The organism is Pseudoalteromonas luteoviolacea (assembly GCF_021654285.1).
GTDB lineage: Bacteria > Pseudomonadota > Gammaproteobacteria > Enterobacterales > Alteromonadaceae > Pseudoalteromonas > Pseudoalteromonas luteoviolacea_J.
In genome coordinates, this window is the sequence record NZ_JAKFZS010000010.1 from 173818 (window position 1) to 186060 (window position 12243).

Below are 12243 nucleotides of genomic sequence, written 5' to 3' on the forward strand. Positions count from 1 at the left end.
ATCACTGAGAGTGATTCAGTAGTGCTTTGAGCTTGGCTGGTTTTAATGGCTTTGTCAGGTAATGTATTTGTTTCTCTTTAACTTGAGCTTTTAAAGATTGATCTCGCACAGCGGTTATGAGCACTGCGGGAATATCATGTTGCCAAACTTCTCTGAGAGTTGCGATTAACGTGACCCCGTCACACTCATTACCAAGCTGATAATCAACCAGTAATATATCGGGTGCTTTATGGCTTTTTGCATAGGCAAGTGCATCTTCGACTTGTGCAAACACTGAGTGTTGTAGCTGCCATTTATCCAATAGGCTGGACATTGCCGCCAAGTTGTTAGGATCATCATCAATGGCAATGACAGAGAGCTGCCTTTTATTTTTTGACGGTCTGACTTCTCTGTCAGCTTGCACGTGTTGTTGCTCGCCCAATGGCACTTCAATACAAAAGCGGCTTCCTGCTGACAGTTTTGAGTGCATTGATAGAGGTATGCTCATTAAATCACAGAGGCGCTTTACAACGCCCAAGCCCAGCCCGACGCCGCGGTTATCTCCTGATTCAATACGATAAAAATCAGTAAATATTTTTTCTTGTTCAAGCTTCGAGATCCCGGGACCAGTATCCCAAACTTCAATACGCAAGCCATGTTCGCGTTTACGACAGGCAATAAGTACGCTACCTGAACCCGTGTATTTAACGGCATTGGACACCAGGTTTTGTATTACACGGCGCAAATAAGTCATGTCGCTATGCACGATATGCTCAGTGTTTCGTACTTTAAACTTGAGCCCCTTGTCTTGGCAGATAATGGCGTATTCATTGACCAAAGGTTTAATAATATCATTGAGGTTAAAATGCTTTGGAGTGGGTTGCATAGCACCTTGTTCTAGCTTGGCAATATCGAGTAACGAGGACATGAGGTGGACGGTTGAGTCCAGACTATCACCCAGTTTATTGAGGTTACTCTTTTGTGTATCTGGGATCTGCTGCTCATCAATGGCGCCAAGGTATAATCTCGCAGCATTTAGCGGTTGTAGGATGTCATGACTGGCAAGGGCTAAAAATCGCGTTTTACTGTCATTTGCGCGTTCGGCCTCTTTTTTTGCACTGACAAGATCTTGCTCTATTTTTTCTCGAGTTGCGATTTGGGCTTTTAAATCTTGGTTTATTGCGCGTATTTCCAGTGTTCTGGCCTCAATACGATTTTCCAAGTCCATATTGATTTCTTCAAGGGCATTTTGCGTGGCCATGTGCATAGTGATGTCAGAGAAACTGGTAACAAAGCCACCGCCAGGTAGCGGGTTACCGGTCATTTCAAAAACCTGCCCATTTTCTCTGTGCCGTATATAGTGATGGGGCGTGCCATTTTTGAGGTGTTGCACACGCTTCTCAACCAGCTTTTCTAATGCGCCAGGCCCACATTCACCGCGCTGTGCGTTGTAGCGGATAATCTCTTCAATATCTTGACCGACTTGTAGATAACCTTGAGGGTATTCAAACATTTCATGGTAACGCTTGTTCCAAGCAACAAGCTTAAGGTCTTTATCTACGACTGAGATGCCATGACTCAGGTTTTCCAATGAGGTAAACAAAAGGTTTTGGTTAAATTGTAGCGCTTGTGTTGTTTCATCAAAAAAGGTGACAACTTCTTCAAACGCCATTTGTTTGCCAGAAGATACTGCGTGGATCAGGGCTTGTGCTGAAGACGCACCAAGCACACCTGTTAATGCGCGCTCACAAAAGCTAATGAAATCAGGTGTTGGCGATGCGTTATTTTCATCAATATCTTCGTTGAGGGCATAGTGCCCGAGTAACTGCTGACTACGCTGAATACCTAAAAAAGTTTGCAATAGAACTTTGAAGTCATAGACGGTGGCTTTGACTTCTTTATTTAGCTTTTTAGCTAAAGCTGCTTGCTCTTTGGGCCTTACAAATGCGGTAGCTTGCAGTTTATCGATGAGACGCTCATGAGCCCCTAAAGAAAAGCTAATGTAACAGCTGATATTGGCAAGCAATGCGAGCAAGGTGCCTCGTGTGACTATGGTTTGCTGAGTTTGATAATCCAATAACTCGGGAGATGAGATAATGGGCAATAATAAAAACAGTGCCCAACAAATAAGCCCCGCGAGCAGTCCTGCATATACGCCATAGGCATGGCCTTTGCGCCAATACAATCCTCCGACAATGGCTGGCAGTAATTGGGTGACTAAAGAAAAGGCAACTAGTCCCATACTGGCGAGCGCTGCGCCATGCCCGAACCATTGCTGATACAAATAAGCGAGTAATAAAATAGCACCAATAATAAAGCGTCGAACAAGCAGTATTTGTGACTTATAGTTATTGGTTAATAAGCTCTTTTTAAAGCGCCTTTTTAGTAGTAAAGGCAGCACAATATCGTTGGAAAGCATGGTACTTAGTGTCAACGTTGCGACAACAATCATAGCCGTTGCTGCAGAGAGACCACCAATAAATACGAACGTAGACATCACTGGGTAGTCGATGCTCAGTGGCAGGCCTAAAACAAAGCTGTCTGCGGCGATCCCTTGACCAATACCTGGGTGTATTGCGGCGCTTGCGATGGGAATAATCATCAAAGCAATCAACATTAAATATAGCGGGAAAGCCCATCTTGCGGTGTTTAAATGATTACTGTTTTGGTTATCTACAACTGTAACGTGAAACTGTCTAGGAAGACAAATGATGGCAGCTGCTGCCATGAGCGTTTGGCCTATAAAGTTAAAGTTAGCGAAATCAAAGTCGCGCCAGTGCGCCCAAATTGAGTGGGTATCGTTTTGCAAAAAAAGGGCTTGGACTGAAATATATGCAACGGCGATGAGGGCAAGTAATTTAATGATAGACTCAAATGCAACCGCTAACATGAGCCCAGAACGGTATTCTGTGACATCGACCTTTCTTGCGCCGAAAAAGATAGCAAACAGCGCCATCATTAAGGTACCGGTCAATGCTAATATCGCGCCTGAGACTTCATCATTTTGACGCAGCAGTTCGAAGCTGTTGGCCAACGCTTTGAGTTGCAGTGCAATGTAAGGAATAGTTGCAAGCAAAGCGATGAGTGTGACCATGACCGCAGTCATTTGCCTTTTGCCGTAACGGGCACTGATAAAGTCCGAAATAGTGGTGATATTTTGCTTTTTACTGACCAATATCAGTTTACGTAAAAATCCGTGACCAAATAAAAACAGTAGCGCAGGCCCCAGCAAAATGGGGAAGAAGTGCCAGCTACTGGCAGCTGCGGTACCAACTGAACCATAGTACGTCCATGATGTACAGTAAATACCTAACGCAAGCGCATATACAAAGGGGTGATGGCTTATCTTTTGTGCCAAAGGCGTGTGTTTATCTCCCCAATTAGCCAGCCAAAATAGTAGGCCAATATAACTCAGGGCAACCAAAATGAGCGCAGCTGTCATCGTCAGTCCTAATTGATGTTATTGATTGTATTATTAAATTCGATGATTGGTTTGAGCCCTCATCTTATCTGGCTTACCCAGAATATACCAGCGAGTTAGTCGATAAATATAATACGCTGATTATTATGAAGAATTGGTAATTTATTGTGCTAATTAGACTAATGTCTTATACCGTATGAAGTGTTAATAATTTGCATGGTATAACATGCAAATATTTTATAAGGTGTTGATTTTAAAGTCTATTAAATATATTCAAGTTGTTTTAATTTGCAGTTTACGTAAACGTAACCCTGTATTTACGACTAAGGTCTCAATTCAATCTAGACAAGCCGTTGCTACAGTCAAAAGGTCAATTAATACCAACGCATATACACATTATGCGTTAAACGGGGAGTTAATCATGGCCTTTAAAAGTGAAGAACAAGCAAAAGCATATTGGTCAGAAAATCTAGCCTTGATGTTTAAGCTACTAGTAATTTGGTTTGTAGTGTCATTTGGATGTGGCATTTTATTTGTCGACGTACTGAACGAAGTGCGTTTTTTTGGGTTTAAATTGGGCTTTTGGTTTTCACAACAAGGCGCAATTTATACATTTGTTGCTTTGATTTTTGTCTACGTATCAAAAATGGATGCGCTCGATAAAAAATACGGCGTAGATGAGTAAGGAGCAGCATAATGGATGTTCAATCGTTTACATTTTTAATCGTAGGGCTGAGCTTTGCGTTATATATCGGCATTGCCATTTGGGCGCGTGCTGGATCAACTAATGAGTTCTATGTCGCGGGTGGCGGTGTGCCTCCTGTGGCAAATGGGATGGCAACTGCAGCTGATTGGATGAGTGCTGCGTCGTTCATTTCTATGGCGGGTATTATCTCTTTTGCGGGATATGATGGTGGTGTTTACCTAATGGGGTGGACTGGTGGTTATGTATTGCTGGCACTCTGTCTGGCACCATATTTACGCAAGTTTGGTAAATTTACGGTACCTGATTTCATTGGAGATAGGTATTACTCACAGGTCGCACGGGTTGTGGCTATTTTGTGTGCCATCTTTATTTGCTTCACCTACATTGCAGGGCAGATGCGTGGCGTTGGTGTCGTTTTCTCTCGTTTCCTAGAGGTTGATATTGAAACGGGCGTTTATATCGGTATGGTTATTGTTTTCTTCTACGCCGTGTTGGGTGGTATGAAAGGGATCACCTACACTCAAGTAGCACAGTACTGTGTGTTAGTGTTTGCTTACTTAGTGCCGGCTATCTTTATTTCTATGATGATGACAGGCCATTTATTGCCTCAAACGGGGTTTGGTGCAACGCTTGCTGATGGCTCAAACACCTATTTACTCGATAAACTCGATGGGCTCAGTACCGAGCTGGGATTTGCCCAGTACACCGAGGGGTCTAAGAGTATGATTGATGTGTTTGCTATTACAGCGGCATTGATGGTGGGTACTGCGGGTTTACCCCATGTTATCGTGCGCTTCTTCACCGTACCAAAAGTAAAAGATACACGTATCTCTGCGGCGTGGACATTGGTATTTATCGCCATTGTTTATACAACCGCTCCTGCCGTTGCTTCGTTTGCACGAGTAAACATGATAGATACGATTAATGGTAAAGACGGCAGTGGCACAGCATATGCTGAAGCGCCGCAGTGGGTGAAGAACTGGGAAAGAACAGGCCTTATCACATTCAATGATAAGAATGGTGATGGCAAAATGTTCTACTCTGCAGGCAAAATTGACGACCCTGCAAGTACAAACGAAGTTAAAATTGATAGAGATATCATGGTATTGGCAAACCCAGAAATTGCAGACTTACCTGCTTGGGTCATCGCTCTGGTTGCCGCTGGTGGTATTGCTGCTGCACTGTCGACAACCGCAGGACTATTGCTGGTTATCTCGACATCGGTGTCGCATGATTTACTCAAGCGTACGCTCAAACCGGACATCAGTGACAAGCAAGAGCTCATGGCTGCAAGGCTCGCTGCGATGGTGGCCATTGGGATCTCGGCCTATTTTGGCATAAACCCGCCGGGGTTTGTGGCATCGGTAGTGGCCTTTGCCTTTGGCTTAGCAGCAGCGAGTTTCTTCCCTGCCATTATTATGGGGATTTTCTCTAAGCGCATGAACAAAGAAGGGGCTATCGCTGGTATGATCTCGGGTATTGGCTTTACCGCGGCGTACATTATTTACTTTAAATTTGTGAGCCCTGAGCTGAATGCCCCTGCAAATTGGCTATTTGGTATCTCACCTGAAGGCATAGGTATTATCGGTATGTTGGTTAACTTTGGTGTTGCTGCGGTTGTGATGAAACTCACCGCTGAAACGCCAGAAGAGGTGAAGCGCATGGTGGATGGGATCCGTAATCCAAAAGGCTCTGGTGAAGCACACGCGCACTAAAACGTTGAAGATGAATAATAGCCCAGCTCTTGCTGGGCTATTATTTTTTTGAGGCTATTAAAAATGACACATACTCACTCAGCAGTCACCGATGTACTGGATTTTGTGACGCAGCAACTGCCGTTTAGCACGTTGCCTGCATCTTGTGCGCACTTCTTTGTGAATCATGCAAAGGTTGTGTATATCACCGCGTTAAATCAGGCTGAATTACTGAGTTCTGAGCAAAAGTATTTATATCTTGTGCGCTCAGGCGTGTTTGATTTAGTTGATAATTCAGGGGAAGTAGTCACGAGATTAGGAGAAGGCGACTATTTTGGTTACCCGTCTTTACTCACTGGGGAAGATATTCAAAACCATCTAGAAGTACAAACTGGTGGGCTTATTTTTTTACTGCCGCAGGAAGACTTTGATTTTTTACGACGAGAATATCCACAGTTTGAGCAGCACTTTGTGCGTGCGCATAAAAAGCGCTTATTGTCGAGTCACTTTAAAGAGCGGGGTAGAGGGTGGTCAGAGCAAAAAATATCGACGTTAATGTGTAGAACTGCTGTGACTATAGAACCAAAAGCGAGTGTTGTAGAAGCAGCGAAAGTTATGCACAAAGCGGGTGTGTCTTCAGTGATCATCACGGAAAACGGGCAGCTGTCAGGGATAGTGACAGATAGAGATTTACGTAATCGTGTTTTGGCAGCTGAGCTTGATCCACGTGCGTCCGTGACAAAAGTGATGACCCGCGATCCTAAGTTTATTTTTGAAAATAATCGTGCTTTTGCTGCTTTACACTTAATGCTTAAACACAATATCCATCATTTACCCGTACTCAATGAAGAACGGATGCCCTTAGGCATGGTGACCAGTACCGACTTATTGCGTCAACAAAAGCACGACCCGGTACAATTAATTGGGCAAATATATAAAGCGAATAGTCATCAAGAAGTTGTTCACTTGGCGAAGGAAGTGCCCGCTTTATTGAGAGGATTTTCTAATACAGTTGAAGATATTTCGTTTATTGGGACACTGCTCAGTGGCTTAACTGATGCAATGACGAGTCGCTTAACTGAATTATTTATCAAACAGCAAGGTGAGCCGCCTTGTCGTTTTTGTTGGATATGTTTTGGCTCTCAAGCACGAGAAGAGCAAACGTTACACTCAGACCAAGACAATGGCTTGATTGTCTCAAATTCTATTTTGCCGCATCAAAGGGCCTATTTTGCAAAATTGGGGGAATTTGTTACTGGGCATCTCATTAGTTGCGGGATAAAAGCGTGTCCTGGCGGTATTATGGCTAGTAATGAGCAGTGTCGAGGTACTGTTGATGAGTGGCTGATGCGTTTTGAGCAGTGGTGCCAAACCCCGACGCCTCAAGCGATGCTCAACAGTAAAATTTTTTTTGATAGACGCTTTATGTTTGGCGACCAATCCCTGTATCAAGCATTAAATGCACAGCTTAACAATATGCAAAAGCAAGACATCTTCTTTGCGGCAATGGCGACAGACATCAGTGCTAATAGTGTGCCGATGGGGTTATTTCAACAATTTAAGCTGCAGCGTGATAAAAGAAAGCATGGTTATTTGGATTTAAAAACACGTGGTGTAGCAATTGTGAATGACCTTGCTCGTATTTATGCGCTCAAGTGTGGTTTAACAAAAGCCAATACACAAGCGCGTTTAGAGGCACTGAAAGCGTTTTCAATTTTAAGCAAAGAAGATATTTATAATTTGCAAGATTGCTGGCGATTTTTGACTCAGCTGCGCTTTAGAATACAGATTGAGGATTTAGATTTACCTCCCAATTGTATTAACCCAGAGCACTTAAGCTCCTTGGAGCGCCATCAGTTAAAAGAAGCATTTCACCTAATCAAGCAAGCGCAGCAAGCATGCGTATTTAAATTTGCACGAGGCAGTTTGTAAACATATGAAATGGTTGTTGCCAAGTTTCATGAGAAAAGAGCAAGAACCGCTTTGGTTGGAAAGTGAGCTAGTTGTTGTCGACTTAGAACTGACCGGGTTAGACCCTAATCAGCATGAGATTGTCTCTGTTGCTTGGGTGGAAATAAATCGAGGTCAGGTTGCGTTACAGAGTGCACAATACCGGTTAAACAAAGGTGTAAAAGACCTTGAACAGAGCCCAATTTATCACGGAATATCAGAGCCTGAAATTGAAGAAAAAGGCGAGTGCCTTGAGCAAATACTCACTGCCTTGGCAAGTGGTTTAAATACTAAAACATTGGTGTGTCACAATGCGTTTCTTGATTGGGGGTTTTTGCAAAAACACTTTATTCAATACGATATCTCTGTACAACCTAAGTACATCATAGATACTTTAAAGTTGGAAAAAAAACGCCTGCTCCGAGCTCAGGAGGCGGTACGGCAAGAGCAGCTAACTCTGCCCGCGTGCCGAGCGCGATATGGCTTGCCTACTTATCAAAATCACAACGCGTTAAGCGATGCACTGGCAACCGCAGAGCTTTTGTTGGCTCAAGTCGGCCATTTAGATACTCAAAAGTCTATCAAGCTGCGAAATTTAGTATAAAGTAAGGCAGTTCACGTTCTTTTTTTGGCAATTTACCTCATATAAAGAAAAATTTTTGCATATCACTTACACATTTGTTCAAGGTCGATTACAATAGCGCCATCTTTACAAAGGAGTCTAGGTTACTTCTTTATCGCATGTAGAAAATGGGTCTTCTAATTAATGACAATCAAACTGGCAATCAATGGTTTTGGTCGCATAGGTCGCAATATTGTCCGAGCCCTCTTTGAGTCTGGGCGTCACAATGAATTTCAAATAGTTGCTATTAACGAGTTGGCGGATCCTGAAGGGATCGCGCATTTAATGAAGTACGATACCTCGCATGGTCGCTTCGCATTTCCTGTCAATCTCAACAAACCCTATTTAGAAGTTGCCGGACAACAAATTCAAATTTTTAATGAGCAAGACCCTAGTCATTTACCATGGCATGCCTTAGATATCGATGTCGTTTTAGAATGTACAGGTGTTTACCATTCTCGGCAGCATGCGACAGCGCATATCGCCGCAGGTGCTAAAAAAGTGCTGTTTTCTCACCCTGCTGATGCAGATGTAGACGAAACCATTGTTTATGGTATCAATGACGATAACTTAAAAGCAGCACATACCATAGTCTCAAATGGGTCGTGTACAACAAACTGTATTGTTCCTGTCATTAAAGTATTAGATGATGCTTTTGGTATCGAGTCTGGTGCAATAACAACCATTCATGCATCGATGCATGACCAGCAAGTGATTGATGCATACCATAAAGACTTAAGACGTACTCGTGCTGCGAGTCAGTCTATTATTCCGGTTGATACAAAATTGGCGCGTGGTATTGAGCGCATATTACCTAAATTTCATGGGCGCTTTGAAGCAATCGCCGTCAGAGTTCCTACAATTAATGTGACCGCAATGGACTTAAGTGTGTCTTTGCAAAGTGATGTCACGTTAGAACAAGTTAATCAGGTATTGGAGCAGGCTGCCAGTGGCAGGCTACAAGGGATTTTAGATTACACCGAAGAACCCTTAGTATCGGTGGATTTTAATCACGACTCTCACTCCAGTATTATTGATGGCACCCAAACCCGAGTAAGCCATAAACGCTTGGTGAAGGTGTTAGTTTGGTGTGATAACGAGTGGGGTTTTGCAAACCGTATGCTCGACACCGCAATGGCAATGATTAAAGCCTCTTAATTTTAGTATCGTTCTTTTAAGGAGATGTCCATGTCAGTCATCAAGATGGCGGATTTAGATTTAAACGGCAAACGCGTGCTTATTCGCGAAGATTTGAACGTGCCAGTGAAAGACGCAAAAGTGACGTCTGACGCGCGTATCAAAGCATCTTTGCCTACCATTAAATTAGCCCTAGAAAAAGGCGCTAAAGTAATGGTGATGTCACACCTAGGTCGCCCAACGGAAGGGGAATACGATGCTCAGTATTCACTTCAGCCGGTTGTTGATTACCTAAATGAAGTACTTGAACAAAATGTAAGACTCGTTACAGACTATCTTGATGGTGTTGAAGTTGCTGATAACGAAGTGGTTGTTTTTGAAAATGTACGCTTTAATAAAGGTGAGAAGAAAAACGACGAGGCACTTTCTAAACAGCTAGCTGCTCTTTGCGATATTTATGTAATGGATGCGTTTGGTACTGCACACCGTGCTCAAGCATCAACACATGGCGTAGGTCAATTTGCAGATGTTGCTTGTGCAGGTCCTTTATTGGCGGCTGAATTAGATGCTTTGGGTAAAGCATTAGATAATCCTGCTCGTCCATTGGTTGCGATTGTAGGTGGTTCTAAAGTATCTACTAAACTAACAGTACTGGATTCACTTTCGACGGTTGTTGATCAGTTAGTTACGGGTGGCGGTATTGCTAATACATTTATTGCTGCATCTGGTAACCCTGTAGGTAAGTCTTTGTATGAAGAAGAGTTAATCCCTGAAGCTCAAAAGCTCAGTGCTGCAGCGAAAGCAAATAATGGTGAAATCCCAGTACCTTCAGATGTTGTTGTTGGTAAAGAGTTTTCAGAAACAGCAGTTGCAGTGATTAAAGATGCTTCTGAAGTTGAAAGTGATGACATGATTTTTGATATTGGTCCTAATACGGCGAATGAATTAGCTAAAATCATCGAGCAAGCTGGTACTGTTGTCTGGAACGGCCCAGTTGGTGTTTTTGAGTTCGATCAATTTGGTAATGGTACAGAAGCCATTGCACATGCGATTGCCAAGTCTAAAGCGTTTTCAATTGCAGGTGGTGGCGACACATTAGCTGCGATTGATAAATATGGCGTTGGCGATGAGATATCGTATATCTCAACTGGTGGTGGTGCTTTCCTAGAATTCTTGGAAGGTAAAAAGTTACCAGCAGTTGATATGCTAGAGCAAAGAGCAAAAGCATAAAAATTTAAGGGGGCCTGTTTGGCCTCCAACTATTAACTTAAACACTCTCTCACTCTTTGTTTAGGTTAATAGCGGTTGTGATGCAACCAAACTAAATCTACCCCGTTCAAATAGATAGCCAAGTGCTATCAAAAATTGGAGAAAAGCAATATGGCTTTAATCAGTATGCGTCAACTTCTCGATCATGCGGCTGAGAATGGATACGGCGTTCCTGCCTTTAACGTGAATAACCAAGAGCAAATGCGTGCGATTATGGAAGCGGCTGACAGAACAAACAGCCCTGTTATCGTGCAAGGCTCTGCAGGCGCTAGAAGCTATGCAGGTGCCCCTTTTATTCGCCATATGATTTTAGCTGCTGTTGAAGAGTGGCCACATATCCCAGTTGTTATGCACCAAGATCACGGTACATCTCCTGCGGTATGTCAGCGTTCAATTCAATTAGGTTTTTCATCAGTCATGATGGATGGCTCTTTGCTTGATGATGGCAAAACACCATCATCTTATGAGTACAACGTAGATGTTACACGTCGCACAGTTGAAATGGCGCACGCGTGTGGTGTATCAGTAGAGGGCGAGCTAGGTGTACTAGGCTCTTTGGAAACTGGTGAAGCAGGTGAAGAAGATGGCATTGGCGCGGTTGGTAAACTGACCCAAGACCAGTTACTGACTGATCCAGAAGAAGCTGCTGACTTTGTTAAGAAAACGGGTGTTGATGCCTTAGCAATTGCATGTGGTACATCGCACGGTGCATATAAATTCACACGTCCACCAACAGGTGACATTCTTGCGATTAACCGCATTAAAGAGATCCATGCGCGTATTCCTAACACGCACTTAGTTATGCATGGCTCTTCATCTGTACCACAAGAGTGGCTTGCTGTTATTAATGAGTTTGGTGGTGAAATCCCAGAAACATACGGTGTGCCAGTTGAGCAAATCGTTGAAGGGATCAAACACGGTGTACGTAAAGTGAACATTGATACAGATTTACGTTTAGCCGCTACTGGCGCAATTCGTCGTCACCTTGCACATAACCCTGCAAACTTTGATCCTCGTAAGTACCTAGCTGAAGCGACTAAAGCAATGACAGAGATTTGTGTTGCACGTTATGAAGCGTTTGGTACAGCAGGTCAAGCATCTAATATTAAACCAATTTCTTTAGATGACATGCATGTTAAATACCTTTCAGGTGAACTTGCACCTCAGGTTAAGTAATTCTCGTAATTACACTTAAGAAAAGCCCCATTAGGGGCTTTTTTTTCGCATTGAATACATGTCTTATGATGTGTAGTTGTGTTTGGGATGCTTGATCAGTGAGCGGGATCGTTATTTTACTAACCTTGAAGCGATCAGATCATTAATTTACTAACGATCTAACATTGGGATCGAATTATTACTAACTCGGACTGTATCGGATCTAAGTTTTGTCTGTACTTTAACAAGCTTTATGTTGTCACTGAATCAAAGATCAATAACTTAGCATTACCTAATATCTGAACTTATC

General features: G+C 43.0%; 8 protein-coding genes. 7 read left to right on the forward strand and 1 reads right to left on the reverse strand.

Going from position 1 to position 12243, the window contains the following annotated elements; genetic code table 11:
• Window position 1: 1 nt before the first annotated feature.
• A complete protein-coding gene (locus tag L1077_RS11735; RefSeq protein WP_237137015.1) occupies window positions 2–3421 on the reverse strand; it encodes a PAS domain-containing hybrid sensor histidine kinase/response regulator in 3420 nt (1139 codons plus the stop codon).
• A gap of 400 nt (window positions 3422–3821) precedes the next feature.
• Here L1077_RS11735 and L1077_RS11740 point away from each other — a divergent pair, with 400 nt between their 5' ends.
• The 7 genes from L1077_RS11740 to fba all read left to right on the forward strand — a co-directional run bounded on the left by L1077_RS11740 (window position 3822) and on the right by fba (window position 11954).
• The gene (locus tag L1077_RS11740; RefSeq protein WP_039611905.1) at window positions 3822–4085 is read left to right on the forward strand and encodes a DUF4212 domain-containing protein; all 264 of its coding nucleotides are present in this window, start codon (window positions 3822–3824) and stop codon (window positions 4083–4085) included.
• Window positions 4086–4096: 11 nt separating this feature from the next.
• Window positions 4097–5821, forward strand: coding sequence for a sodium:solute symporter family protein (locus tag L1077_RS11745; protein ID WP_063366802.1), 1725 nt, complete (start codon window positions 4097–4099; stop codon window positions 5819–5821).
• Window positions 5822–5884: 63 nt separating this feature from the next.
• Complete coding sequence (locus L1077_RS11750; protein ID WP_237137016.1) at window positions 5885–7732, forward strand: DUF294 nucleotidyltransferase-like domain-containing protein; 1848 nt, start codon at window positions 5885–5887, stop codon at window positions 7730–7732.
• 4 nt (window positions 7733–7736) lie between these two features.
• Complete coding sequence (locus L1077_RS11755; RefSeq protein ID WP_237137017.1) at window positions 7737–8354, forward strand: 3'-5' exonuclease; 618 nt, start codon at window positions 7737–7739, stop codon at window positions 8352–8354.
• A 162-nt stretch (window positions 8355–8516) separates the two neighbouring features.
• Window positions 8517–9530 carry an erythrose-4-phosphate dehydrogenase gene (epd, locus tag L1077_RS11760; protein ID WP_237137018.1) on the forward strand — a complete coding sequence of 338 codons (1014 nt, stop codon included), beginning with the start codon at window positions 8517–8519 and terminating at the stop codon, window positions 9528–9530.
• 30 nt (window positions 9531–9560) lie between these two features.
• Window positions 9561–10739: a phosphoglycerate kinase gene (locus L1077_RS11765; protein WP_237137019.1), complete on the forward strand. Its 1179-nt coding sequence runs from the start codon at window positions 9561–9563 to the stop codon at window positions 10737–10739.
• A gap of 150 nt (window positions 10740–10889) precedes the next feature.
• Entirely contained in the window at window positions 10890–11954 is a 1065-nt protein-coding gene (fba, locus tag L1077_RS11770; protein WP_063361031.1) for a class II fructose-bisphosphate aldolase, read from the forward strand.
• Window positions 11955–12243: the final 289 nt, after the last annotated feature.

Coding starts and splice junctions, on each gene's coding strand:
- L1077_RS11745 (WP_063366802.1), top strand. CDS start 4,097: ATGGATGTTCAATCGTTTACATTTTTAATCGTAGGGCTGAGCTTTGCG.
- L1077_RS11735 (WP_237137015.1), bottom strand. CDS start 3,421: ATGACAGCTGCGCTCATTTTGGTTGCCCTGAGTTATATTGGCCTACTA.
- L1077_RS11765 (WP_237137019.1), top strand. CDS start 9,561: ATGTCAGTCATCAAGATGGCGGATTTAGATTTAAACGGCAAACGCGTG.
- L1077_RS11750 (WP_237137016.1), top strand. CDS start 5,885: ATGACACATACTCACTCAGCAGTCACCGATGTACTGGATTTTGTGACG.
- epd (WP_237137018.1), top strand. CDS start 8,517: ATGACAATCAAACTGGCAATCAATGGTTTTGGTCGCATAGGTCGCAAT.
- L1077_RS11755 (WP_237137017.1), top strand. CDS start 7,737: ATGAAATGGTTGTTGCCAAGTTTCATGAGAAAAGAGCAAGAACCGCTT.
- fba (WP_063361031.1), top strand. CDS start 10,890: ATGGCTTTAATCAGTATGCGTCAACTTCTCGATCATGCGGCTGAGAAT.
- L1077_RS11740 (WP_039611905.1), top strand. CDS start 3,822: ATGGCCTTTAAAAGTGAAGAACAAGCAAAAGCATATTGGTCAGAAAAT.